Origin of the sequence: Sulfitobacter sp. TMED3, assembly GCF_002167505.1 — a bacterium.
GTDB classification, from domain to species: Bacteria; Pseudomonadota; Alphaproteobacteria; order Rhodobacterales; family Rhodobacteraceae; genus Sulfitobacter; species Sulfitobacter pontiacus.
In genome coordinates this window covers 69,908-95,521 of the sequence record NZ_NHBI01000051.1, presented here as the reverse complement: position 1 = coordinate 95,521, position 25,614 = coordinate 69,908, and the positions used below count along the sequence as shown (strand labels likewise).

General features: G+C 58.0%; 21 protein-coding genes and 1 pseudogene. 14 read left to right on the top strand and 8 right to left on the bottom strand.

Going from position 1 to position 25,614, the window contains the following annotated elements:
* The 4 genes and pseudogenes from CBB63_RS13095 to CBB63_RS13080 form a co-directional block, all read left to right on the top strand.
* Positions 1-387 (top strand): annotated as a pseudogene (locus CBB63_RS13095) (oligosaccharide flippase family protein); the annotation flags it as partial.
* A gap of 24 nt (positions 388-411) precedes the next feature.
* Positions 412-1,308, top strand: a complete 897-nt coding sequence (locus CBB63_RS13090; protein ID WP_353744269.1) for an acyltransferase family protein — start codon at positions 412-414, stop codon at positions 1,306-1,308.
* A 2,602-nt stretch (positions 1,309-3,910) separates the two neighbouring features.
* Complete coding sequence (locus tag CBB63_RS13085) at positions 3,911-5,065, top strand: O-antigen ligase family protein (protein ID WP_502695933.1); 1,155 nt, start codon at positions 3,911-3,913, stop codon at positions 5,063-5,065.
* Positions 5,066-5,301: 236 nt separating this feature from the next.
* Positions 5,302-6,939, top strand: coding sequence for a type I secretion system permease/ATPase (locus CBB63_RS13080; RefSeq protein WP_502695928.1), 1,638 nt, complete (start codon positions 5,302-5,304; stop codon positions 6,937-6,939).
* A gap of 72 nt (positions 6,940-7,011) precedes the next feature.
* Here the strand turns inward: CBB63_RS13080 and CBB63_RS13075 are convergent, their stop codons facing one another.
* The gene (locus CBB63_RS13075; protein WP_286699459.1) at positions 7,012-8,490 is read right to left on the bottom strand and encodes an ABC transporter substrate-binding protein; all 1,479 of its coding nucleotides are present in this window, start codon (positions 8,488-8,490) and stop codon (positions 7,012-7,014) included.
* Between the two features lie 64 nt (positions 8,491-8,554).
* On the opposite strand from CBB63_RS13075, the gene CBB63_RS13070 reads away from it, so the two are divergent.
* Positions 8,555-9,913 carry an Hsp70 family protein gene (locus CBB63_RS13070; RefSeq protein ID WP_502695927.1) on the top strand — a complete coding sequence of 453 codons (1,359 nt, stop codon included), beginning with the start codon at positions 8,555-8,557 and terminating at the stop codon, positions 9,911-9,913.
* Here CBB63_RS13070 and CBB63_RS13065 read toward each other — a convergent pair.
* Together CBB63_RS13065 and CBB63_RS13060 are read right to left on the bottom strand one after the other, a co-directional pair.
* Positions 9,910-11,190, bottom strand: coding sequence for an acetylornithine deacetylase/succinyl-diaminopimelate desuccinylase family protein (locus tag CBB63_RS13065; protein ID WP_286699457.1), 1,281 nt, complete (start codon positions 11,188-11,190; stop codon positions 9,910-9,912). The two genes, CBB63_RS13070 and CBB63_RS13065, sit on opposite strands and share 4 nt — an antisense overlap.
* Before the next feature lie 100 nt (positions 11,191-11,290).
* On the bottom strand, positions 11,291-12,541 hold the full coding sequence (locus CBB63_RS13060; RefSeq protein ID WP_286699456.1) for an aminotransferase class V-fold PLP-dependent enzyme: 1,251 nt from the start codon (positions 12,539-12,541) through the stop codon (positions 11,291-11,293).
* A 120-nt stretch (positions 12,542-12,661) separates the two neighbouring features.
* On the opposite strand from CBB63_RS13060, the gene CBB63_RS13055 reads away from it, so the two are divergent.
* Together CBB63_RS13055 and CBB63_RS13050 are read left to right on the top strand one after the other, a co-directional pair.
* Positions 12,662-13,513 carry a formate/nitrite transporter family protein gene (locus tag CBB63_RS13055; protein WP_286699455.1) on the top strand — a complete coding sequence of 284 codons (852 nt, stop codon included), beginning with the start codon at positions 12,662-12,664 and terminating at the stop codon, positions 13,511-13,513.
* Between the two features lie 53 nt (positions 13,514-13,566).
* Positions 13,567-14,493, top strand: a complete 927-nt coding sequence (locus CBB63_RS13050; protein ID WP_005850639.1) for a YihY/virulence factor BrkB family protein — start codon at positions 13,567-13,569, stop codon at positions 14,491-14,493.
* A gap of 3 nt (positions 14,494-14,496) precedes the next feature.
* On the opposite strand, the gene CBB63_RS13045 is transcribed toward CBB63_RS13050, so the two are convergent.
* The gene (locus tag CBB63_RS13045) at positions 14,497-15,225 is read right to left on the bottom strand and encodes a Crp/Fnr family transcriptional regulator (protein ID WP_005850638.1); all 729 of its coding nucleotides are present in this window, start codon (positions 15,223-15,225) and stop codon (positions 14,497-14,499) included.
* 83 nt (positions 15,226-15,308) lie between these two features.
* Between CBB63_RS13045 and CBB63_RS13040 the strand changes: the two genes are divergently transcribed.
* Complete coding sequence (locus CBB63_RS13040; protein WP_286699454.1) at positions 15,309-15,665, top strand: hypothetical protein; 357 nt, start codon at positions 15,309-15,311, stop codon at positions 15,663-15,665.
* Positions 15,666-16,004: 339 nt separating this feature from the next.
* Here the strand turns inward: CBB63_RS13040 and CBB63_RS13035 are convergent, their stop codons facing one another.
* Together CBB63_RS13035 and CBB63_RS13030 are read right to left on the bottom strand one after the other, a co-directional pair.
* Positions 16,005-16,208, bottom strand: a complete 204-nt coding sequence (locus CBB63_RS13035; RefSeq protein WP_502695932.1) for a glycine zipper domain-containing protein — start codon at positions 16,206-16,208, stop codon at positions 16,005-16,007.
* Positions 16,209-16,453: 245 nt separating this feature from the next.
* A complete protein-coding gene (locus CBB63_RS13030) occupies positions 16,454-17,263 on the bottom strand; it encodes a response regulator (RefSeq protein ID WP_286699452.1) in 810 nt (269 codons plus the stop codon).
* Positions 17,264-17,371: 108 nt separating this feature from the next.
* Between CBB63_RS13030 and CBB63_RS13025 the strand changes: the two genes are divergently transcribed.
* The 4 genes from CBB63_RS13025 (at position 17,372) to CBB63_RS13010 (ending at position 20,250) form a co-directional block, all read left to right on the top strand.
* A complete protein-coding gene (locus CBB63_RS13025; RefSeq protein ID WP_005850632.1) occupies positions 17,372-17,527 on the top strand; it encodes a NepR family anti-sigma factor in 156 nt (51 codons plus the stop codon).
* The gene (locus CBB63_RS13020; RefSeq protein ID WP_005850631.1) at positions 17,524-18,081 is read left to right on the top strand and encodes an RNA polymerase sigma factor; all 558 of its coding nucleotides are present in this window, start codon (positions 17,524-17,526) and stop codon (positions 18,079-18,081) included. Before CBB63_RS13025 ends, CBB63_RS13020 begins: the two co-directional genes overlap by 4 nt.
* A 284-nt stretch (positions 18,082-18,365) precedes the next feature.
* Entirely contained in the window at positions 18,366-19,805 is a 1,440-nt protein-coding gene (locus CBB63_RS13015; protein WP_502695931.1) for a sensor histidine kinase, read from the top strand.
* A gap of 295 nt (positions 19,806-20,100) precedes the next feature.
* On the top strand, positions 20,101-20,250 hold the full coding sequence (locus CBB63_RS13010) for a hypothetical protein (RefSeq protein ID WP_005850628.1): 150 nt from the start codon (positions 20,101-20,103) through the stop codon (positions 20,248-20,250).
* 43 nt (positions 20,251-20,293) lie between these two features.
* Here CBB63_RS13010 and CBB63_RS13005 read toward each other — a convergent pair whose 3' ends face one another.
* Positions 20,294-20,845, bottom strand: a complete 552-nt coding sequence (locus CBB63_RS13005) for a cupin domain-containing protein (RefSeq protein WP_286699450.1) — start codon at positions 20,843-20,845, stop codon at positions 20,294-20,296.
* A 178-nt stretch (positions 20,846-21,023) separates the two neighbouring features.
* Between CBB63_RS13005 and gabT the strand changes: the two genes are divergently transcribed.
* The gene (gene gabT, locus CBB63_RS13000; protein WP_286699449.1) at positions 21,024-22,418 is read left to right on the top strand and encodes a 4-aminobutyrate--2-oxoglutarate transaminase; all 1,395 of its coding nucleotides are present in this window, start codon (positions 21,024-21,026) and stop codon (positions 22,416-22,418) included.
* Between the two features lie 70 nt (positions 22,419-22,488).
* On the opposite strand, the gene CBB63_RS12995 is transcribed toward gabT, so the two are convergent.
* On the bottom strand, positions 22,489-24,105 hold the full coding sequence (locus CBB63_RS12995; protein ID WP_286699448.1) for an FMN-binding glutamate synthase family protein: 1,617 nt from the start codon (positions 24,103-24,105) through the stop codon (positions 22,489-22,491).
* A 445-nt stretch (positions 24,106-24,550) separates the two neighbouring features.
* Between CBB63_RS12995 and CBB63_RS12990 the strand changes: the two genes are divergently transcribed.
* Positions 24,551-25,510 carry a TAXI family TRAP transporter solute-binding subunit gene (locus CBB63_RS12990; protein WP_005850616.1) on the top strand — a complete coding sequence of 320 codons (960 nt, stop codon included), beginning with the start codon at positions 24,551-24,553 and terminating at the stop codon, positions 25,508-25,510.
* Positions 25,511-25,614: the final 104 nt, after the last annotated feature.

Genomic DNA, 25,614 nt, shown 5'->3' with positions numbered 1-25,614 from the left:
GAAGGGTATCGCAAGACCGAGCTTTTTACGGATCTGTTGCGCATCGCGTTCCTCCCCCTCGCGGCATGGGGTGTGCTGCAAGGCGCAAGCCTGCCCCATGTGGTGCATATCGCAGGACTGGGCGAAGCCGCGGGGCTGATGATTGCGCTGCTCTGGATGCACCGCGTGCAACGGGTGCCGCTCCGGTCATTGGCCCTGCCGCTGATCTGTATGGTCGCGGTATTGGCTTGGGCGGTTTTCACGCAGGGCCAGCCGATGGGGGTTCGGGCCGCAGGCTTCGGCCTGTTGCTGGCCGGTCTGGCGATGGTGCTGCCTGATGTCTGCAGAATTACTTTCACAAAAGGAGCACCCGATGGGATGGATCCCAAGGCGATACAGCACCGTTAAGAAGACTTTGACCGCACAAGTGACATGCCCCGGCCAAAGCAACGGCAGCCGCTCACCATGAAGAGACGCGNCAAGCCGCCCCGNCTGTCCGAGCTTGCCATCGGGCGGGACAACCACTTTAACCTCATTCGCTTTCTNGCGGCGGTGGCGGTGTTGGTCTCTCACGCGTGGCCGCTCGCGCTTGGGCGCGGCACGGTNGAGCCTTTGAAAACAGCGCTTGGCTATTCGCTGGGGGAGCTGGCGGTTTTNGTNTTCTTTGGCCTGTCCGGCTTTTTCATCGCGGGCAGCTACGACCGGCAGGGGTCTGCCTTGTCCTTTGTCANGGCNCGGGCCGCGCGTCTGCTGCCGGGGTTGGCCGTGTCCATCNTGATCGTGGCGCTGATCATGGGGCCGCTGGTCAGCNGGTTAGACGCGGGTACGTANCTGTCNCATCCCGATACGGCGCGGTTTATCGTGCAAAATATACTCTTGTTTAAACCACAATATACCTTGCCGGGCGTGTTCACGACGAACCCCTATCCCACCGTAGAGGGGTCGATTTGGACGCTCGCGCATGAGGTCGCCTGCTATGCACTTATCCTGTTCGTCGGCCTTGTCGGGGCCCTGTCCCGCCGGCGGGTGATGGCGGTGCTNTTGGCGCTNTACCTGATCGCGNGGNTGNNTCGCGCCGTATCTCGGCGACCTCATTCATCCGCGCCTACAGCAAACGCGGCTGCTGTCNTTGCCCTTTGTTTTCGGGGCNTCCTGCTGGATCTGGCGCNATTATATCNCCTTGCGGTGGCCCTTCGTCCTTGGGTTGATCGTCCTGACATGGGCNGTGCANGCTACGGTTTTNGCNTTTCCAATGCTTGCACTGGCTGTGACCTACACCAGCCTCTGGGCNGGGTATTGCAAGNTNGGCCCCCTGCTGATGTTCAATAGGGTCGGAGATTATTCATACGGNATATATATTTACGCGATGCCGCTGCAGGGGNTGGTGGTTTGGGTGTGGGNGGACATGACGCCNGCGCTGAACATNGCGCTGGCCTTGCCGTTGACGTTGCTNNGCGCGGTATNGTCCTGGCACTGGATTGAANGNCCCGCGCTGACCTTCGNGCGGGAGGGGCAGCGCGGGNCTTTGATCACGCGNAGGATAGCACCGCGCCGATAAAGCCGNTATNGCNCAATGTATTTCCCACAAGGTCGNTNCCATAGGGGGCCTGCGCGGGTGATATTTTGGGCAGATCGGACAGTGCGTCGGGGCGGTAGTCACCGCTGCCNGTGTTGCTGCCGGTGTGAGAGCGNTCGTCGACCCAAGGCGAGGCGATATGTGAAACCTCACCGATCGACGGCAGTTCCCCCAGCCACGAGGACGGGCCATAGCCGGGTTCATTACTTGACCCTGCGATTGCGACATTATGCGACCATCCAACCTTGTACCGCGCTGGCCAGTTGCCGGTAAGGGAGGTTTCGCCGGAAAATACATCGCTTTTGATATTGATGCGGTGNAACAGATTGTTCCGNAAAGAGCCCGANTTCGCCACGTTCTCGNTGCCGTCCAGATACAGCAAATTCGCGCGTTCCCCCGCGATGGTATTGTTGTGCACAACGATGTTTTGGGCTGCATTTGTGTCGCTGTCAGCGTTCAATCGCAGCGCNGCATTTGTNGAGCTCCCCCAGCTTTCCACGATGTTCCCTACAAAAGCAAAGCCCCGCNCNCCGATCTCGGCGCTTACGGAAACGATTGCATTGGTCGCGCTGCCATTGCTGAATGTGTTCCACCCTAAAAACGTGCCGGTCATGGCAGGCCGGTTGCCAATCGGCGCCCGGAGGGTAAATTCGNCAAGCCCCGAACAGCCGAGCGCNTGATAGGTNATTGTTCCNGCACAGCNTTTGCAGCCGATCGCNGTGACCATGATTGCTTCGGTCGAAAANGAATTGCCCTGGTGTGGATCTTCGTTGGGCACGACGGAGCAGTTGATTTGTACAAAGCGCCCCACCCGGTAAACCCAAGCGCCGTAGCTGCCGAATCCGTTGGCGTCCCAAAGACAGTTCTTNGTTATCAAAAGATTGCCTGCCGAGTCCGCACCACTGTCCAGAAACACCGTGTTCGCCCCGCCTTTCTGCAAAGTGACATCACAAATCTTGAGGTGCGTTGGTATGCCNTTGAACCGATTGACNCCACCGTCCGTTAAGATCGTGNTATCCCGTTTGGACGGGTCTTCAGCCCTGATACACAAGGGCAACTGTGCCGAGCGACCGGCAGCCTTGAAAGGCGTTAGGATATGCGCCCCCTCTGCCAGTAAAATCGTNCCACCNCCNGNATCATCCACCCGCCCAAAATGCGCGGCATTAAATTCCTTNATCGCGTNGGCCGCGGCCGCGATTGACGCAAATGGGGCGGCAATGGCATCTGCGCGCGCAGACGCAGCCTGACCCGTCGCATCGTCGCCCNTGGTTCCATCGACNTGGGCATAACATGCCCCATACCCGCCGCTCGTGTCGTTCAGCATCCGAAGCGTCGTCAGGTTGGGGGACGGATATTCATCGGCGTCGGCACTGATGGAAAAGGCGTCCCCCACCCATGGGTAGATGGTGGCATCTACAGTCAATAAATCCCCCTGGGCCAAGCCTGATAGATCAACCGTCGCTGCATAATGCGGAACATGGAGNCCCGACGCCTCAAATCCAAGACTGCTTTGCGACGACACAAGCTGCGATGCTTCGTTGCCAAGCGTATCGCGGACGATGAACCGCACCGCCGCGACGGGTTGCCCCTGTTGGGCATATGCGTGGGCAACTGCCAGCCTTAGTATATGTGCATCATCTTCTACCCTCTCACGGTCATGGTTTAACCACATGGCAATAGGCCGGGGCGCTGGCCTTGTGCTGTGATTGATTGCACCGTTGATAGTATCGCCCGCGTAAACAAAGTCTGAACACGCGACTGTCTTGTCAGTAAAATTTGAATGATNTGGGTAGGGCTGCCTGACACGGCTGGTGAGCTGCACAACCGAAGCCNTGCTGACAGCCGTCGCCGCCGTATCAAAACCGCGCCGGTTCACGGNCACATTCCGCGCCTCGGAAGTGGTGGAAAACGACGGNATATCTCGGTGCTCGGCCCGCCAACCATCTGCAAGAATTTCCGTGACGGGCGAAATCTTTAGCGGCAGCGACCCCGCCATCGTTTGCCCCAGTTTCATGCCCAGTCCGAGTGTCATCTGCATAGTCCATACCTTGCGATCAGAATTCGTAGGCATCGATACATATCAACCTCGCTGAGCCGTTGCATTCGCAGGGGAAGAGGCGAAGGGCGGGTTAATCTTCACGCAATATTAAATGTTCAGCCCAATGGTGGTGGCACTGCCGATTCTTCTTACGAAAGGACAGATATGATTTGGACGTGAACCATATATACGCGACGGACCAGCACCGCTCTCTCAAGCGCATACGGCTATACCGTCAACGGCCCGTATCACGGGTTGTGCTCGTGTATTTCGGGCTCCTGCTGGTGCCCGTCGGCTTCAATTTAGGGTCGGTCTATATGACCGGGACCAAGGCGTTATTAGCAGTGCTGATTATTCCGCTAAGTCTCCGTCTGTTTTGCGGCCACTTCGGGCGTGTTTTGTTGACAGACATTATGTTCTTTATGCATTTTCTCTGGGTTTCGCTGGCCTTGGCGGTCAACAACCCGGTGGAAGCGACACAGAATGCAGGCTCAATCGGGGTCGAGTTTCTAGGCGGGTATTTGATCGGGCGCGCCTTTATCCGAGACAGACACAGCTTTGCCGCAGTGGTTAAGATCCTCACAGGACTGATCGTGNTATGCTTCCCTNTGGCNTTGATAGAGTCGCAAAGCGGGACATCTGTTCNCATTGAATTGNGGAAGATGACCGGGCTTNCGACCCCGGTGGATCTGGCGATTGATCGCCGCATGGGNCTGGAGCGGGTGCAACTTTCGTTCGAGCATCCAATTCACTGGGGCTTGTTTTGTACAATNGCGACGTCNCTGTACTTTATCGGNCTGGCGGGACGGCACAGCTTGGGTTTGCGGTCCGTGGTTATGACGGTGATTTGCGCCAGCTGTTTNCTATCGCTGTCCAGCGGCGCGCTGCTGGCGGCAATCGTGCAGATAGGGCTGATATTCTGGAGNTNCCTATGTCGCAGGATCGGGCGACGATGGCTAATCCTCTCAACCTGTTTTGTTATTTTTTACGTCGTGATTGATCTCCTTTCCAATCGAACCCCGATCCAAGTTTTCATGAGCTATGCGACATTTTCTGCCGAAAGCGCCTATTGGCGGTCNGCTATTTTCCAATGGGGNATGACCAATGTCTGGAGCGCGCCTGTATTTGGACTTGGGCTAAACGATTGGCTCAGGCCGGTTTGGATGCACACCTCGAGTATCGATAATTTTTGGCTATTTATCGCGATGCGTTTCGGATTGCCGGCGTTTACTTTTTTGACAGTCGGCTATGGCTATGCGCTCTGGCGTGTCGGGCGCAAAGATTTCACCATGGATCGGACCCTAGCGGCGCTACGGCTAGGCTGGATACTCTGCTTTACAGGGCTCACCCTCACGCTGTCGACGGTGCACATTTGGGGCAGCATCTATGGTTTCGTATTCTTCATATTTGGGGCGGGACTGTGGATGGTNGATGCGAAGCCGCGATCCCCGCAGAATGAACGTACAATTTGAAATATTGATCCTTTTCGGATTTGCCAATTTTTCCACTTTGTAAAGGAAATCACCCTACCACAGAAGTCAGGCCGCAAGGGGATGTCGGCCATGACGACTGATTGGTTTGGGGGAAGTGCAACGTGCAGACGCACAACATCTATGCCGCCGCGTTGCGATCACAGCTTGGGGGGATTGGGCTGCTTTTTGTTGTCAGTGGGTTGATCAACATCCTGCTGCTCACAGGATCGATTTACATGATCCAGATATATGACCGCGTTTTGCCTAGTGGCTCAGTGGTCACGCTGATGGGGCTCTTCGGGCTTGTACTGCTTCTCTATTGTTTCTTCGGGCTTTTTGACCTGATCCGGCAACGGCTTTTGGCCCGTCTTTCGGTGCGTTTGGACCTGGCGCTTGGGGCTGAGTGTTTCGCGGCTTGGNTCAGCAATGATGAAAAGAACAACGTACCGGCAAGCGCACANGAGCCCCTGCAACAACTGGGGCANCTTAGACGTCTGCTGTCTAGTNCCGCGTTCATAAGTGTCTGTGATATGCCGTTTGTGCCGATCTTTTTGTTGGCCCTATTCATCATTCACCCTTGGTTGGGGGCGATGGTTCTGGGCGGCGCGGCGTTGGCTTGTGCCATGATGGCAACGGGCCGATATTTGACGCGCAACACCATCAACATCTCTGCAAATAAGGATCATACCCTCGCTGATATGTCCTATCACAGTCGCCGTCTGGCGGAGCCGCTGCGCGCCATGCGTATGCAAGATGATCTTGCCACATATTGGCGCGGGCTTCAGCGCAGCAGTCTGGCGTGGCANCAGCGCCTGCATGCCCCGCCGGATGCACTGGCATCGTTCAGCAAATCGTTCCGCCTGATGTTGCAATCCTCGATCCTGACAGTCGGGGCCATATTGGTCATTCAGGGCCAAATCTCGGCGGGGATGATTATGGCCGCTTCGATCTTGGCGGGGCGCGTACTGGCCCCTATCGACCAGATGATCAGCGGCTGGCAGGGGATTGCATGCGGTTGGTCCGCGCACCGCCATCTGCACCACCATTTTTCTCAGAATATCCCGGCGCGCGAGGGGGTTGCTTTGCCTGAACCAAAGGGCCGGATTTCTTTCACNGCCGTTTCCCACGGGATCGAGGGGCGAGCGGAAAACGGGCTGAAGGATGTCTCTTTTGACCTGTCACCGGGGGATGGGCTGTGCGTGCTTGGCGGGCCAAATGCGGGCAAAAGCATATTGGCAAAACTGGCNGTTGGCGTTGCGGCTCCTACAACCGGTGAGGTTCGGTTTGATGCCGTTAANCTGGNCCGATGGCCTTCCGCGCAGATNGGCCCTGCGATCGGCTATTTGCCCGATACCATTGATCTTCTGCCCGCGACGATTTTCGACAACATTTCCAGATTTCGCCCCGATACCACGGATGCGCAGGTGATCGCCGCTGCGAAGCTGGCCCGTGTACACCACGCCATTATGGCTCTTCCGAATGGGTATATGAGTGTTGTGAGCGGGGGTNGGGGATCCTCGTTAACCCAAGGGCAGNTACAGCAGATCGGGCTGGCGCGGGCGTTGGTCTGCAATCCGGCGCTGGTTTTGATGGATGATCCGCTGCGGTCGCTTTTCAGCTGTCCCGATGCTGAACAGATCGTGGCGGAGGTCGCACGCCATATGCGTGATCGGGGTAGCACGGTGGTGATCACGGCGCGCCAGCCCTGTGCAATTTCGGCGTTGAACAAAGTGCTANTATTGTCCGAGGGGCGGATAAGGCAGTTCGGCTTGACCAGTGATATCTTCGGGCGCGCTTTCCCTACGCGGGTGGCGGCGAAGGTTCAGACGCTGCCGATCTTGGGCAATGGCACAACTCGGGCGAGCGGGGGGTAANCNTATGGTATAAAAAAGGGGGCATTGCGCACNGCCCAAGCCCCCCTTCTATCGCTTTCTTCAAATGTCGCCCTATTCGGNCCANGAAACACCGGTAAGGTCGACAGCCTGCGTCGGNGCATTGCGCCAAAGGCCGGTCAGACCTGCCTTTGCAACGGACAGTGACGCCAGNTGGAACAGGAAACCGTTGACGTGATCTTGGGCGATCATGGTCTGCGCCTCGCCCAGCAACGCGTTGCGTGCTTCCGGGTCGGTGGTCGTGTTCAGCTTGGTCATCAAAGCCTGAAAATCAGGATTGTCATATTGGAAATAGTAATCAGGGTTGGCGTAGATGCCGATATCCATCGGTTCGGTGTGACTTACGATTGTCATGCCGAAGTTCTTTCCCTTGAACACCGTTTCAAGCCATTGGGCCCANTCGACATTATTGATCTTGGCGGTGATACCAACCTCGGCCAGCTGCGCGGCGATGATCTCTCCGCCGCGGCGNGCGTAGGAGGGGGGCGGCAGGTCCAGCGTGGTCTCGAACCCGTCGGCAAAGCCGGCTTCGGCCAGCAAAGCTTTGGATTTTTCGATGTCATGCAGGCTCAGCGCGGTTTGATCGACATAGGCCGGGTTATGGGGCGCGAAATGCGTACCGATGGGCGTGCCGTATCCGAACATCGCACCGTCAATAATGGCTTGACGATCAATGGCATGGGCGACGGCGGCGCGCACCTTGGGGTCATCAAACGGCGGCTGTTTGTTGTTCATCGCCAGAATGGTTTCGCCCTCGGTAGAACCGACAAGCACTTGAAACCGCGGGTCCGCTTCGAATTGCGGCAGGTTCTCGGGCGCGGGGAAGCCGGCGAACACATCAACATCTTCGGCCATCATCGACGCGAAAGCGGCGGTCGGGTCAGAGATGAATTTGAATGTGGCAATATCCAGCGCGGCCGGGGTCCCCCAGTAGTTCGGGTTCTTCTCGATACGGATATTGTCGCCCTGGGTCCAGCTGGTGAATTTGAACGCGCCGGTGCCGATGGGCAGTTGCTTGATATTGTCGATGCTTTCGGGTGCCACGATCACCGCGTCGCCCCATGCGAGGTTGAACAACAGGTTGCCGTCCGGCTCTGACAGTTTGATTTCGACGGTCGACGGGTCGACGACTGTTACCTCCGAGATCGCACCGAACAGCGCCTTTTGGGCGTTTGCGCTGTCTTCGGCATTAATCCGGTCAAGCGAGAATTTGACGTCGGCAGCATCCATCGTCGTTCCGTCGTGAAAGGTCACGCCGCTTTGCAGTTTGAACGTATAGGTCAGGCCATCGTCAGAGATTTCCCACGATTGCGCCAGCCCGGGCACGACCGATCCGTCGCCCATAAAGCGGGTCAGGCCTTCGAAAACGTTGGAATAGAGCACCTGATCAATGGCCCCCGCCGCAGCGCTTGTCGGGTCCAGATGCGGTGGCTCAAGTTGCATCGCGACGGTGATGTCGTTTTTCGCGGCGACGCCGGTGGCCATCAGCGCGGCAGCGCAGGTGCCTAGAATACGTTTGCGAAGATGGGCCATGGGTGTCTCCTGTTGGCAATAAGGAAAATGTTAACCAGTTCTGTCAGGTTTGACCAGCGTCGGGATGCTGTCGCAATTATCGGTTGTACCCAGCCTGTGCGCGGTTTATGCGCCGTTTTTTGAGGTTTTGAAGGGGCGCGCCATGGCTACGATGTCACCCACTTTGGGTATCGATTTCGGAACGTCTAACTCTGCCGTGGGGTATGCAGTAGACGGTGTGCCGCATTTGATTACCGTCGAGGCGGGGCAGAACACGCTGCCGACCGCGCTATTTTTCGACAATGAGGAAAAGCGGATCATCTATGGTCGCGGTGCCCAAGAGGCGCTGATCGGCGGCGACGACGGGCGCTATATGCGTGCGCTCAAAAGTCTGCTGGGCACGCCCTTGATGCGCGAAAGTCGGGTTCTGTTGGGCAAACGCATGGATTTCATCGCCATCGTGGCGAGCTTTCTGGCCGAGCTGAAAACGAAGGCAGAGCGCGCCACCGGCCAGCAGTTTGATCGGGCGCTGTCAGGGCGACCTGTGATGTTCCACAGTGCCGATCCGGCGCGGGACGCGCAGGCGTTGGTGGATTTGACCGAATGCTATATGCAAGCCGGGTTCAAACAGGTCCGCTTCATGCCCGAACCCGAGGCTGCGGCCCTGGCCAATCGTGCCGTGCTTGAACCCGGCGATCTGGGGCTGATCGTCGATATCGGGGGCGGTACGTCTGACTTTACCCTTTTCCGGCAGGAAGGTGACGCGGGCATTCATATCCTCGCCAGCAAAGGGGTGCGCATTGGGGGGACCGACTTTGACCGCGAGCTGAGCCTTCAGCATGTGATGCCGCATCTGGGGATGGGCAGCCAGATCAAACATGTGTTCGGTGATGAAACCCACGCCGCCCCTCATGCGGTTTTTGCCGATTTGGCGACGTGGCAGAAGATCCCGTTCCTTTACACCCGCGAACAGCGTCGCGCGGTCGAGGATCTGGCGAAATACGCGGTAGAGCCGAAGCTGCTGAACCGACTGCAACGGGTGCTGGAGGATGAGCTGGGCCACGATATGGCCTTCGCGGTAGAGGCCGGCAAGATCGCGGCGAATGACCCCGATGCAAGCGCCCCGCCGCAGATCGACCTCAAGATCGTGGAGCNCGGGCTGACGGTCCCACTGCCACCGGCGATGATGGCGGCGAGTTTGGCGCAGATGGCNNCNGAGATCGCGCAGGTTGCGACCGATCTGACGGCGCAGGCAGAGGTAAAACCCGANGCCGTGACCAAGCTGATCTTTGTCGGCGGGTCCAGNCTGATGGGCGTGATCGACCGNGCCATGCGCGATGCATTTCCGCAGGCCGAACTGCACCGCGGGGCCGCGATGACCGCGATCGTCGACGGTCTGGCAATCGCCGCGCCACACGCCTTTGCNGANGGCTNAGGGCCTTAGTCTTTCGGAAGCAGCAGCGTCTCCAGCGCGGCNCCCATCACGCAGGCACTGTCGACCATATCGTCGATGCCGATATATTCATCCGGCTTATGCGCCAGCTCTAGCAGGCCGGGGCCATAGGCGATGCAATTCTTGAGCTTGCCGATCCGGTCGATGTGTTTCTGGTCGTATGACCCGGGGGAGGCGACGTATTCAGGGGCCTTGCCCATGATATCCTCGATCGCATGGGCGACGGTTTGCACNACCGGCGCATCGCGGTCGGTCATCGACGGCAGGACCGAATTCAGCTCTGTCAGCTCGTAGTCAAAATCGACCCGCGTTTCGCGCAGACCTTCCAGCAGGGCGCGTACTTCGCCGCGCACCTGATCCAGCGGTTCTTCCAGCAAAAAGCGCCGGTCAATGGTGATGCGGCAGCTGTCTGGCACGCAATGGGCNGGNAGCCCGTCGAAATCCGGGTCGTTTTCCTTTTGCCCACCNTGGATCGAATTGATGTTCATCGTCGAACTACGCGCCCCTTCGGGGACCACGGGCATGTCTGTGTGNCGGGCGGCCATGGCGGGGAACAGCTTGTTTTCNAACTCGGAGAGCACTGCGCCCATGTGGCGCACGGCNCAATCGCCCAGAAACGGCATGGAGCCATGGGCGATCTCGCCCTTGGTTTCGATCTCGGCCCACCAGCCGCCCCGNTGNCCCAGACAGATACGGTCTTTTTGCAGCGGTTCGGGGATGATCACATGTTGCACGCGGTCCGGGTTGAAATGNCCGTGCTCGGCCAGATAGGCGACACCGCCGTAGCCGCCGGATTCCTCGTCCGCTGTGCCGGAGATTTCGATTGCGCCGCTGAAATCGGGGTGNTGTTCGATAAANGTCTCNGCCGCGATGATAGAGGCCGCCAGCCCGCCTTTCATATCGCAGGTGCCGCGNCCGTAAATCTTGCCGTCCGAGATTTCGGCNCCAAAGGGATCAAACGTCCAGCCGGCCCCGACCTCGACCACATCGGTGTGGCTGTTGAAGTGGACACATTCGCCCGCCCTGCGCCCTTCGCGGCGGGCGATGATGTTCCAACGGGGGTATTTCTCGCTATCGCCGGGGGTNCCAAAGGCGCGGATCAGCTGCGTCTCGAACCCGTGCTTGCGCAGGCGGGTATCNAGGTATTCNCAGATNAGCCGNTAGTCCTGACCCGGCGGGTTAAGCGTCGGGATGCGGATCAGATCTTGGGTCAGCGCGATCAGATCGTCACGCTTGGCGATAATGGCGGTAGAGAGAGTGCTTGTCATACCGCCATGTTTGAACGGGCGTTCATATATGGCAAGCGAAGTCTGCAGTTGCCCCGTCGGATTCGAGTTTATTTTGCAAAATGAAGCNGCNACCGGGCATTTATGCGGCGATGTCNTTNATCGCCGTGAGCAGGGCGCGGACTTCNTCCATGGAGTTGTAATGGCANAGCGACACACGCACCGCGGCATCAAGCCCGAGTGGGGTCAGGATATTGCCGGAGTAGTGATCCGCCTTGCGTACATGGGTCCGGATGCCTTGGGCGTTGAGTNGGGCCACGATATCCGCCGCGGGCAGGGCGTCGAGCGTGAAGGACACAAGCCCCTCGCGGTCGNGGTTTTCGGTGCCGCCCAGGATCGTGACGCCCGCCAGATCGGCCAATCCGGCGAGGTTTCCCGTGCCGAACAGCAGCGCGTTGGTCAGCTGCTGTTCGTGGTCGTGGATCGCAGCGGCGGCGGCCTCTATCCGCGCGCGGGGGGCAGTGGCGTCTGACACNTGGCTNCCGAGCCAGTCGAAATAGCGCACCACATCCGAGAATGTCGCATAGGCGCCCGTGTCACGGGTNCCCATTTCCCAATTCCCGGCGGGACCGTTCGCCAGTGTCTCGATCGGCAGCGCGGTAAGACGCTCTGACGCCCAGGCAATGCCATAGCCGTGGCGCGAGAACAGTTTGTACGGAGAGATGACATAGCCGTCGATGTCATAGCTGGCGATGTCGATATGCCCATGGCTGGCGTGCTGGATGCCGTCGACAAAGATATAGGCGTCGGGGGCGATGGCGCGGATCGCGGCGCTGATGCCCNCCACATCATTGGCGATCCCCGTCACGGGGGAGGTGTGCAGGATCGTGGCGACCCGTACCTCGGGGGTCATCAAAGCGGCGTAGGCGTCGGGCGTTACCTGACCNGTCGCGTTATCGTGGGGCACGCTGATATAGGGTTTGCCCGCCACATCGGCCCAGTGTTGCGCCGCGCTGCGNGAGGCGGGGTGTTCCACAGTAGACCCGATGACGGCACCGGGGGCGCTGCCCATGACNGCTGTCCGGATCAGGCGGAACGACAGCTCTGTCCCGCTTTCGCCGACAAAGAACTGCCCGTCAGGCGCGTTGAANAACANCGCCATATCGGCGCGGGCCTGNTTGATGATATCGACCAGCGCATGGGACGCGGGGTTGTCGCGCCCCTGATTGTCGGGGATGGCNGCGAATNTGGTCGAGGTCTCGACGACCGTGTTCAATGTCAGCGCGCCGCCAGCGTTTTCGAAAAACACGCGCGGNCCCTGGAACGGGCAGCTGTCAACATGGGCAAAGCGGTCGCGGATTGCCGNCATGAGTTTGGTNTNTTCTGTGAACATTATGCGGCCCTGCTGCGTTACTTTCTGTGCTTATGCAGTTTCTGCGCTAGTTTGATGCTGGATCACAATCAGATTTTTAGGCTTCGGCCCCGTTTGTTCGTAGTTTTCAGGAGCGCAGGAATGGCCCCTCTTATTCAACGCAGGGTTTCGCGTAAGAAACCACAGGACGCGCAAGCCGAGGAGAAATCGGTCAGCGAAGCGACGGCNNTGTCGCCCAAGCTNATCTACGAAGTGATCCGCCGTGAGGGCGAGGAAGAGCTGGCGCGCAGCAAGCGGTCGTTGATCTGGTCGGGGATCGCGGCGGGGGTGATGATCAGCCTGTCGGTTCTGGGCGAGGCCGTGTTCCGGACCTATCTGCCCGATACCGCGCATCGTTTCCTGATCGAGAACCTGGGCTATTCGCTGGGTTTTCTGGCGGTGATCATGGGGCGGATGCAGNTGTTTACCGAAAACACCATCACCACCGTTTTGCCGATCATGCGGGCCAAGACCTGGCATTCGCTGATGTGTATGTTCCGCCTGTGGGGGATCGTGCTGGCGGCGAATGTGGTGGGGGCCTTTGCTGCGGCGATGCTGTTTCTGTGGACGCCCGCGATTTCGCCCGAGGTGCTGCCCGCCATTCTGGACCTGTCGCATCACGCAACCAGCATGGGGGCCTATCAGGGGTTCTGGCGGGCCATTCCGGCGGGGGTCATCGTCGCGCTTATCGTCTGGATGATGCCTCAGGCGGATGAGACGTCGTTCTTCCTGATCCTTGTGTTCACCTGGCTTATCGCCGCGGGGGATTTCGCGCATATCGTTGCGGGGTCGGTCGAGATGGCGGTGATGATACTGGACGGCCAGCTTGGCCTGATGGCGGCGGTGTTCGAGTTCTTCTTACCGGTGCTTGCGGGCAACATTGTTGGCGGAACGATCATCTTTACCCTCGTCGCTTGGGGTCAGGTGCGCGATGAGGTAGAAGAGGAAAAGTAGCGTAAATGTGATGTGGCAGGGGCCGCAGCCGTGGGGAACGAGGATCAAGGGTTTTGACACAGAAATCGGTGGGCACCGTAAAGCTGTACTGGGATGCGCTGAAAGCGGCGCTGGTTGATATCTCTGAAAAGAACGTCTCGCTGATTGCGGCGGGGGTCGCTTTTTATGCGATGTTGTCGCTGTTTCCCGCCCTTGCCGCGTTGGTCACGATCCTGAGCCTGATCTCTGACCCTGTGGTTGTCATCGCCCAGCTGGAAGACATGCGCGGTCTGCTGCCCGATGACGTCTATGATATTCTCAATGATCAGGTGGTGTCGTTGGTCACGACCAGCACCGGTAAACTGGGGTGGGCTGGTGCGGCTTCGGTTCTGGTGGCGATGTGGTCGGCGCGGGCAGGTGTGGGCGCGATGATGATCGGCCTGAACAGCGTGTATAGTGAACGCAATCGCAACGCCGCGCGGCACTATCTGCGGGCGCTGATGCTGACCTTTACCTTGGTGATGGTGGGGCTGATAGCGCTGATCACTGTGGTGATCGCACCGATTGTGCTGTCGTTCATCCCCCTGGGGGTATTCGGCTATTTCGTGGCCGAGATCATCCGCTGGAGCATCGCGATACTGGTGCTATTGGCCGGTGTTGGGGTGCTGTACCGCTTTGGCCCGAACCGTCGTGCGGCGCGCATCGGCTGGCTGACATGGGGGGCCGTTTTCGCGGTGTTTTCATGGGCGGTGGTGTCGATCGGGTTCAGTTATTACGTTGCGAACTTCGGCAATTACAATCAGGTCTACGGGTCTATTGGCGCTGTGATCGCCATGCTGGTCTGGCTGTGGATCAGCAGTTTTCTGGTGCTGATGGGGGCGTCGTGGAACGCGCAGGTTGAACTGCGCACGCGCCCTGACAGCACCATTGGCCGTGACCGGCCGCTTGGCAAACGCGGGGCTTATGTGGCCGATAATCTGGTAAGTGTGAGCGAGGAATAGCGCCTACATCAAGGGGCGCTTGGCCGGTTTGCTGCGCTCTGTCTCTGCGACGTCGGCGAGCTTGTCGAGGTCGTTGACCTGCAGCACCTGATCCGACCAGGACGCGAGTTGCTGGTCCCGCAGCTTCGCGAGGGTCTTGTTGGTATGAACAAGCGATAGACCCAAAGCATCCGCCAGATCGCGTTGCGTGAAGGGCAGGGTCATTGTGTTATTTGTCACCAACCCCAGCCCCATCCCTCGTTCAAAGAACTTGAGCATCGCCCATGACACCGCTTGCAGCGCGGTGCGTTGCCCGACCGTGGCAAGCGTTTCGCCAAGGAAATGCTCCTCTATCGCGGCGAGCCATGTGATATCGAACGCGCGGCTGGGATTACTGCGGAAAAAGGTCCAGAAATCCGACCGGTTGAACACGCACATGCGCATATGCGTCCGCGCCTCTACGCTGTGGCCCATTTCGCCAAGCATACCGGCCTGAAGCCCCATGAAATCGCCGGGGAAGACAAAGTTAATGACCTGCCGTTCACCATTATCCAGCGACTTATGCCGGATGCCCATGCCGGACAGCACCGTATAGAGTTGGGGGGAGTTGGACCCCTGCATCAGGATTGTCGTGCCAGGGTCGACGCTAAGCTCACCGACTTTGAATTTCTGCATGAACTCAAGCTCTTCCCTTGTCATGGTGACAAAGGCGTCCTTTTTGTGAAGCGGACAATAGCGGCAATCGATACCCATGAAAAAATTCCTAACTCGTATGTCATAGTTTAACGCGGCGCTTTGGAAATATTGCTACCTTCGCGGGATTAGAAAGGCGCGATGTGATTCCTTTTTTCGTATTCGATACTGACCCGATCGTTCGGGCGGATGTGATCGACATGCTGGAACAGGCATTCGGTGACGCCGCATTGTCTGTGTCCGAAACCCTTTCCGCTTTTATCTCTGAGCTGCGCAGTTGTTCGTCTCAGGCCGTGGCGCTTGTGTCCGGCACGTCGAATGACCTGTCGGAACTCTTTGCCGCAGACCTGCCCACGAAAGATGTCGCCTATGTTCTATATGGCGAAGGTCAAAGCATTCCCGACACCTACATCTATTCCGTCGTAGACCGGCCTTTCACCAATGACACCATGGTGCAAGGCATCAGCGACGCGCTTGCTTCCCTGCGTTCAGACCATTGACAAAAGCCGTGATGATCGCGGCGATTCCGCCGACGCCGCCGGTGGCTTGCGCCTGTTGCATCGCCTGTGCGCGTAAGGCGGCTTCGCGTTTCTGACGCCGGATTGCACGCGCCCGGATNGACAGGGCCGCAATCAATACAAGACCCATACCGAAAAACAGGCTGCCCATAATCAGACAGGCTACCAGCGGTGTGGTGATGGTAAGCAAGAACAGCCACGCGGCGACNGCAAGAAACGCCCCGCCCACAATCAGGCAGAGCATTGCGCCAAAGCCGATGGCGGCAGTTTGCGCCGTTCGGGTTGCCTTNTGGGCAACCCTATCCGTCACATATTCGAACATTAGCGGCGTGTCGCGAACAGACCGGCGATAAAGCCGACACCNGCAGCGATNCCCAATGCGGCGGCTGGTTGTGTGCGTACAAAGTCTTCGGCTGTTTGCTGCGCTTCCAATGCCTTGTCACGGCCGGAGTTCGCCANATCNTGCGCNGTGGATTTCGCCTGGTTGGCGGCTTCNGCGCTTTTGGCTTTGGTCAGATCGGCCATCGTGCTTGTCAGCGACGCGATGTCATCTTTCAAAACGGCCAGCTGGACCGAGATATCATCGACAGACAGGTTGCTTGTGTTGGTTACGTCCTTGGCCATGGTGGTCTCCATTATTCATGTGTTCACCAACCAAACGCGCCCTGTAGATATAAGTTCCTTAAAGGCGTGGCTTGCGTCNCACAGNATCGATAAAAAAAGGCCACGGTGGAACCACCGCGGCCTCGTTTGTTTGCGTGTATGCCGGTTTAGCTGTGCAGCGTNTCTGTCGACGAGAAGAACATCGCTTGCGAAACAGCCGATACGACCTGATCCACCGTGTAGGGCTTGGAGATCAGGAATGCGGGTTCGGGCTTGTCACCGGTCAGCAGGCGCTCGGGGAATGCGGTGATGAAGATCACCGGACGGTTACCCAAATCGCGCAGCAGNTCGTTCACGGCATCGATNCCGGAGGAGTTATCGGCCAGCTGNATATCCGCGAGGATCAGGTCNGGCACATCCGCNTTGCCCAGTTTGACAGCTTCGTCACGCGTGCGCGCAACACCGGTCACACGGTGGCCCATTTCGGCGACGATGGATTCGATGTCCATCGCGATGATGGCCTCGTCCTCGATGATCATGACCGAACCGGTAACGCTATCTGCCATTTCGCGGCGGGCAATCTGCACCAGCTCGCTGGCTTCGCCTTCTTCAACACCGATGATCTGGCCGACCTCTTTGAACGAGAACCCTTCGATCGTGTGCAGCANCAANGCTTCGCGGCTGTGNTTGGTCAGNTTGGCGAGGTGNTTTTGCGCCTTGGCGCGGGGGCCGCTTTCACCTTCNTCGACNGGNGCACCNGCGCTGGCCCAGATGCCGTACAAAACGCGGAACACACCTGTGCGGGTGTCTACACCATCCAGAACCGACCGGTCCGTCAAAATCGCTTCGAGCGAGGCGGCTGCAAAAGCGTCGCCGCTGTTNTGGCTGCCGGTCAGTGCGCGCGCGTAGCGACGCAGGTAAGGAAGGCATTCACCCAACGCATCGCTGACACTTGGTGTTTCGGTGACATCCGTCATTTATTGTCGTCCTTTTAAAATATTTCTGGAACCAAACCCCCTAACGCTGTGTTTGGTTCCGTGTCATATGTATAAATACAGTATTTAAAGAAGGCAGGAAACTTGTTCATGCAATCAGGCCAAAACGACGAGCGTGAGCGCTTTATCGACGAAAATCTTCGCCGCGTTTATGACGAGACGATGGAAGAAGGGATTCCCGATAAATTTAAAGACCTGCTTAATCAGTTGAAAGAACAGGATAAAAACGCTGGTAAAAAAGGATGAGCAATTCTGATCCCCGCGACCAACTGGTGGAGCATTTGCCCGCCATGCGCGCCTTTGCCATCAGCCTGACCCGGAACGGTGCCGTCGCGGATGACATGGTTCAGGATACTCTGGTCAAAGCCTGGACCAACATCGAAAAATTTGAAGTCGGCACAAATATGCGCGCTTGGCTCTTCACAATTTTGCGGAACACCTATTATTCTTCCCGTCGTAAAGCCAACCGCGAGGTCGCTGATGTGGATGGTGTGTTCACCGAAAGCCTTGCCGAAAAGCCGGCGCATGACGGGCATATGCAAATGACCGATTTCCGCAAAGCTCTGGGTTTGCTGAAAGACGAACAGCGCGAAGCATTGCTGCTGGTCGGTGCATCGGGCTTTTCCTACGAGGAAGCCGCCGAGATGTGTGGCGTGGCCGTCGGTACGATCAAAAGCCGGACGAACCGTGCCCGTGCGCGACTGGCTGAGCTGATGGGCCTGCGCGATGACGAAAGCCTCGAAATGACGGATGATGCGACGATGTCGGTTATCTCGGCATCTAAAGTGTCTTCTTTCTGATCGTGACGTCGGGGTTTCTGTCCACAAATATCTTTCGGGGCCTCGCGTTTCGCGTGCTGCTTTTCCTTTCGCTTGCGTTGCTGCCCATCGGTTTGATCGCCGTTGTTCAGACGCGAGAGATTGCGGAGCAGAACCTCGAGAATGCCGAACTGTCGCTGCTTGCCATTACAGAGCAAGCGTCGGCGAAGGAAAGCAGCACCATACAGGAAGCGTTCGGCGCAGCGGCGGCTTTGGCGTCCGTGGTCAAACTGATCAAGTCTGACAATGTGTCATGCAGCGCTTTCATGCGNGAATATCAGCNATCCTCCGACCTTTATACGGTCGCAAGCTTCATCCAAAACGACGGGCGGATGGANTGNGTNTCGACAGGCGTTTCGGGAAACGTGTCGGACCGGCCTGTATTTCANAAGATGATCGAACACAAAAGTCGCATGGCGAATGTCACCAGCACGCCGGCGCAAAGCAAGGAACCGGTGCTGATCGTCACCAACCCGCTTAAGGTGGAAGAAGAGCTGATCGGCTTTATCAACCTGTCCATTCCCGANAAGGTTTTTNACGACGCACCGGTGCCCGAGACAGGGTCGCAGCCGATCGCGATGCTGACCTTCAACGCGCAGGGCGACATCCTGACGACCAAAAATGGCGTTGAAGCGGCCGAGCAAGAGCTGCCCTCCTTTGCNGCGTTGAAATGGTATGTGGGCCAGTCTGGTCGCGTCTTCCATGATACCAACCAGCAAGGGCAGGACCGCGTCTATGCNGTTTTGCCCATCGTCCCNGGTGTTGCCTACGCCATGAGCGTCTGGCCCGAGGATTCCCCGCTGCTTCAGGCAGGGGCGATGACAACGCTTAGCTTCGTGCTGCCGGTGGCGATGTGGCTNGCAAGCCTTGTCGTGGCCTTCTGGGCGCTGAACCGTCTGGCCATTAAACACATCCGCAAACTTGGTCGGCAGATGCGCCATTTCGCGTTGAACAGAACCTTGCCGCGCACGCCNTTGGGGGGTGTCGTCCCGACTGAGATCNTGAATATGGAGCATGCCTTTGTCGGTATGGCGGAATCGATCCTGCGGGATGAAGCGTCGNTAGAAGACAACCTGCGCCAAAAGAATATTCTGCTGAAAGAAGTGCATCANCGGGTGAAGAATAACCTTCAGCTGATCTCTTCNATCATGAACATGCAGATCCGTCAGGCGNCCACNNCNGATGCGAAACGNGTGNTGCAGCGNNTGCAGGANCGNATCCTNAGCCTCGCGACAGTGCACAAAAGCCTNTANCAGAACGACAACCTNACCCGNGTCGANGGTGGNGCGCTNATGCATGANATCGTGAACCAGCTNCTNAGCGTNGGTCTGCCGTCCGGCTCTGGCGTGACGGTGTCGCAAAACTACGANGCGGTTCAGCTTGACCCCGACGACGCCGCACCGCTGACGTTNCTGGTGTCCGAGGCGATTACCAATGCGCTGAAATATGTCGCCGCCGACGGCAAGGCAAAGGGACATATCGAGGTGAGCCTGTCTCATACCCAGCCGGAAATGGCGTTGCTGTTTGTTAAGAACACCACCGGCAATATTGATCCCGAAGCAGGNACCGGCCTTGGTTCNCGGTTGATCAACGCGTTCTCGCGTCAGTTGAACGGGCAGGTAGAGATCANCGATGAAGAGGGCACCTATACGCTGAGCGTTGAATTCCACGTGCCGCTGCAGGCGAAAGAAGTCTACGATTACTGAGGGTTCGGCGCAGAAAACTCGGTAAAATTAAATTTATTTTCAGTATGTCGGCGGTGAATCCTTCGCGTCCCAGNCAGCGGGGCCTGTTGGGGNGCAACCTNCGGGATTCATGGGACTTTCGGTGGTTTCGCGATGGATGTGGTCCCGATCGCGTATGTCAGGCGACATTCGCCGTCTCAGCAAAGCGCCGCGCAAACTCTGCAATGCAGCAATTGCGCCCTCCAGNCNGTGGAACCATGTGACCCGTGGGCTGTTAGTNTCCTGAACGAGCCACACAAGCGAACAGGAGGCATCAATGACGACAGATTTGTTTATCGCTTCATTTTTGATTCTCGCTTTGGCCGCAATCGCTATCGTTTCGCTGACCACGCAACGGGGCAGCGAAGAGAAAAAGCGCCAAAGATCGTCATTGCATAGCCATTCCCGGCGCGACGACGAACGATAATCAAAGGTNTNGTGCGNGCCATCCGCACNTCAAGAAAACGAAATCAAAAACTCGGCGGCGTACATGCACTTACNACAATGCATTGTACGTCGCCGATGTTTCTGAACCGGTGCGGCAAGCGGCTGTCAAAAAGATAGCCATCCCCCGGTGCCAGNACGGCNACGGCATCATCGACCGTCACCTCGATCTCTCCGGAAATAACCACACCAGCTTCTTCGCCCTCATGCACCAGCAGTTCGGGGCCTGTATCCGCGCCAGGCGGGTAGGTTTCGTGCAGCACTTGCAANGAGTGTTGCTCCGCATTGCCAAGCTGGCGCANNGACACCTGACCGTCATAGGTGGGNGAGACTTTGGTAAACTCNCTCTCGCGGTANAAGACCTTGGGCGATTGCGTNTCTTCCAGCGTTGAAAAGAATTCAGCCATGCTGATCGGGATCGCGTCCAGCAGGCTTTTCAAAGACGCGACCGAGGGGCTCGTCTTGTTCTTCTCGATCANGGAGATGGTGCCGTTGGTCAGCCCTGCCTTGGTCGCCAGTTCGCGCTGAGACAGGCCGCGTTCTTCTCGAATCGATCTTAGTCTTTGACCTATGTCCACGTCCGGTCCCCGGATTATTTCTGTCAGCTTCCTAACCCGTATCTTGGTGCGATCACAGGCAAATTTTGGCGCANCCGATTCAACTGANGCGCGCTGAGGNAAATCTATATTGACAATTAAATTAAACGCAATAAGAGGATTTTAAACGCGGGTCGCGTTTCAACAAGAGGATTTGTATATGCCTAGTACTGTCAAAAAGCAGCCGCGCAAGGCCGCTGCAAAGAAACCGGCAAAAAGCAGCGTCGTGCCCGACATGCTTGATGCAAACGTATCTGTCGAAACCAACGCTCAGTTGATCGCCCGCCGTGAACAGGCTGTTCCACGTGGCGTTGCCTCTGCGGCNCCGATCTATGCGAAATACGCCGAGAACGCGGAACTTTGGGANGTGGATGGCAACCGCTACATCGACTTCGTTGGCGGCATCGGCGTGCTGAACACCGGCCACCGTCACCCCAAGGTGATCGCGGCAGCCAAGGCGCAAGAAGACCAATACACGCACACCAGNTTTCAGGTTGTGCCCTACGCCCCCTATATCGAACTGGCGGAAAAGCTGAACGCGCTGGCCCCCGGTGACGCGCCCAAGAAAACGCTGNTGGTGACAACCGGTGCCGAGGCGGTGGAAAANGCGGTCAAGATCGCGCGGGCTGCAACCGGCCGCCCCGGTGTGATCGCCTTTACCGGCGGCTACCACGGGCGCACGCTGCTGACGNTGGGGATGACGGGTAAAATCTCTCCTTACAAAAAAGACGTTGGTCCCTTCCCGTCCGATATCTTCCGCGCGCCTTTCCCATCGCCTCGCGACGGGATCACGGTCGAGGATGCGATCACCGGCCTGAAGAACCTCTTTCTGACCGATGCGCAGCCCGAACGTGTGGCNGCCATCATCATCGAGCCCGTCTTGGGCGAGGGTGGTTATACCCCTGTGCCGTTCGAGATGATGCACCAGCTGCGCGAGATCTGTGACCAGCACGGTATCATGCTGATCGCCGACGAAGTGCAGGCGGGCTTTGGCCGGACCGGCAAATGGTTTGCCATCGAACACTCCGGCGTGACCCCCGATCTGATCACCGTCGCAAAGTCGATGGCGGGTGGCTATCCNNTGGCGGGTGTNATNGGCCGCGCTGATGTGATGGACGCGATGATCCCCGGCGGNNTGGGTGGCACNTACGGNGGCAANCCCGTCGCCTGTGCCGCAGCGCTTGCCGCGATCGAGGCGATCGAGGAAGAAGGCCTGCTGCAGCGGTCGCTGGACATGGGGGAACACCTCAAGGCGCGCTTTGCCGAGATCGGCGCACGCTCTGCGCCTTTCCGCATGTGGGATATCCGCGGTCTNGGTGCGATGGTCGCGGTCGAGTTTGTGACCGACTTTGACACGGCGACGCCGGACGGTGATTTCACCAAACGCGTCATCGCGCACGCGCTNAAGCGCGGTCTGCTGCTGCTGAGCTGTGGCATGCAGGGCAACGCCGTGCGTGTGATGGTGCCGCTGACCGCGTCGGATGCGATCATCGAAGAGGGGCTNGGGATTTTCGAAGCCTCCGTCGCTGCCGCGGTCGCCGAAGAAGCAAAGTAAGCTCTGTCNTNANAATGAAAGGCGCGCCGGGAAACCTGCGCGCCTTTTGTGTTTNNNGNCTTGGGCGCGTTTAATCAAACGGTACAAAGCTGTCGGCCTGCGCCCGCGCCCAACGGGTTTTATTGCCGTTATAGTCGGGCGATTGATCATCCAGCAGATAGCCTTCGGGCAGGTAGCCATAGACCTGATCACCCTGCACCATGCTGTTATCGCTTTGCCGCATCATCATATGGCGGGGCAGGAAATCGCTGGGGTGCTCTAGACCGGCGGCNCCTGTCATCTCGCCCAAGGCCATCAGCGTATTGCGGTGGAACCGCGCGACACGCTGGCTTTTGTCATCCACATCCAANGCNCGCTGACGGGTGGGGTCTTGGGTCGCGACNCCGACGGGGCAGTGATTGGTGTGGCACGCCTGTGCCTGGATACAGCCCACCGCAAACATGAACCCACGGGCGGAGTTGCACCAATCCGCGCCCAAAGCCAGCGCACGGGCGATATCAAAGGCTGATACGACCTTGCCNGCCGCGCCCAGTTTCACCTGATCGCGAATACCGGCACCGCGCAGGGTGTTGTGCACAAAGGTCAGCCCCTCGACCATCGGCATGCCGACGTGGTTGGCGAATTCAAGCGGGGCAGCGCCCGTGCCGCCTTCGGTGCCGTCTACGACGATAAAGTCAGGCACGATCCCCGTATCCAGCATCGCCTTGACCATACACATGAATTCACGCTGGTGGCCGATGCACAGCTTGAACCCCACAGGCTTGCCGCCCGACAGATCGCGCAGCTTGCCCAGAAACTCCATCATCTGCACAGGAGAGGTGAACGCNGAATGGGCNGCGGGCGAGATNCAGTCGTGCCCCATCGGGATGCCCCGTGCCGCCGCGATCTCGGCACTGATCTTCGACGCGGGCAGCATGCCACCATGACCGGGTTTGGCACCCTGGCTCAACTTAAGCTCGATCATCTTGATCTGGTCGCTNGCNGCCTGCTCCTTGAATTTGTCGGGGTCGAACTGCCCGTCTTCNGTGCGGCAGCCAAAATAGCCNGACCCGATTTCATAGATCAGGTCGCCGCCCCCCTCGCGGTGATAGCGGCTGATCCCGCCTTCGCCGGTGTCATGGGCGAACNGGCCCATCTTNGCCCCCTTGTTNAGGGCGCTGATCGCATTNGCCGACAGCGACCCAAAGCTCATCGCCGAGATATTGTAGATCGACGCATCATAGGGCTGCTTGCAGTCCTTGTTGCCGATGGTCACGCGAAAATCCGTGTCGGTGATATGGACCGGCTGGACCGAATGGGTGACCCATGAATACCCCGCATCATAGACCCGCATCCGCGTGCCGAAAGGCCGCGCNTCTTCCACGCCTTTGGCGCGTTGATAGACCAGCGACCGGTCATCACGGCTGAAGGGTTCTTCGTCCTGATCGGATTCAATCAGATATTGCCTGATTTCCGGGCGGATACCTTCAAAGAAAAACCGCATGTGTCCCAGCACCGGATAGTTGCGCAGGATCGAATGTTTGGNCTGGATCAGGTCGTACACCCCCATACCCGCGAGGATGCCGAAGATCACCGACGGGAGNACCATCCACCACGACCANAGCGCTGTGAGCATCGCGAACGCGCCGAANAGGACGATGACAGTCGCAAAAAGGCCAAAGCGGCCGAGGGATTTGAGTGCTTTCATGTGGGGCTCCTGCTGGCGCGTCTGGGTCGAAAATCGCTGCTTTTTCGGTTATATAGCACAAATANCCCGAAAGTACCGCGCGGCGAAGGCAGATGTCCGGCNCATATTCCGGCCCGCAGTTTTGATTTTGTGCCGCTGCGCGCTAGTATTTTTAGGCACGGGATTGGGGGAAGTGAAATAAATATGGAAAATCAGTTTATTACATCGTTTTTCGCGTTGCGATTTACCATCCGCGTNCCNTAAATGACGGGNGCCNTGTGTACCGCATAGTGAAAATAATTNATGATTTCACGCCGCGATTNGCNCAGGGTCAGAGCATTATTTCGGGGAAAAATCGCAATAAATCAGCTTGTTTTGCTTCGGAATATCTGCGCTCATTTCAACCATGACGGAGAGCATGCGCATCAATGACGTNTGTTCAGACAATTAAGTTGGGAGACTTCAAATGACTATTTTCAAGTCCATCGCCATCGCCTCTGCACTGGTCGCGGGTACCGCCGCCACCGCGCAGGAGAAATTCATCACCATCGGGACCGGCGGCCAGACCGGCGTCTACTTTGTTGTGGGTCAGTCGATCTGCCGCTTGGTAAACCGTGACAGCGCCAAAACCGGCCTGAAATGTACCGCTCCGTCCACCGGTGGTTCCATCGCCAACATCAACGCCATCAAGGCGGGTGACATGGACATGGGTGTTGCCCAGTCCGACTGGCAGTTCCACGCGTACAATGGGTCTTCGCAGTTCGAAGGCGACAAGTTCGACAAAGAGCGCGCGGTATTCTCTGTACACGCCGAACCCTTCAACGTCATCGCCCGGGCCGATTCCGGCATCGAAAGCTTTGACGACCTGAAAGGCAAACGCGTCAACGTCGGTAACCCCGGTTCAGGTCAGCGCGCCACGATGGAAGTCGTTCTGGATGCCAAAGGCTGGACCATGGATGACTTCGCGCTCGCATCCGAGCTGAAGCCAGCCGAACAGGCCGCCGCTTTGGGCGATAACAAGGTCGACGCGATCATCTACACCGTGGGCCACCCCAACGGGTCGATCCAGGAAGCCGTCTCCACAGTCGACGCCAAGCTGGTGCCGGTTGAAGGCGAAGCGATCGACAAGCTGGTCGCGGATAACCCCTTCTACGCATACTCCACCATCCCCGGTGGCATGTACAAAGGCACCGACGCGGATGTGAAAACATTCGGCGTGAAAGCGACCTTTGTGACCTCCGCTGATGTGGACGAAGAAGTTGTGTACGAAGTTGTAAAAGCTGTGTTCGACAACTTTGACCGCTTCAAAAAGCTGCACCCCGCGTTTGAGAACCTCAAAGAAGAAGAGATGATCAAAGATGGTCTGTCCGCCCCTCTGCATGATGGTGCGGCGAAGTACTACAAAGAGCGTGGCTGGATTGAATAAGCGCGCCGTTTGACCATTAGCGAACGCGAGGACAGCCTCGCGTTCGCATCCTGCGGCAACGACCGCAGCAGAACGACAACAAACGTGCACCTGTCCTGATACGG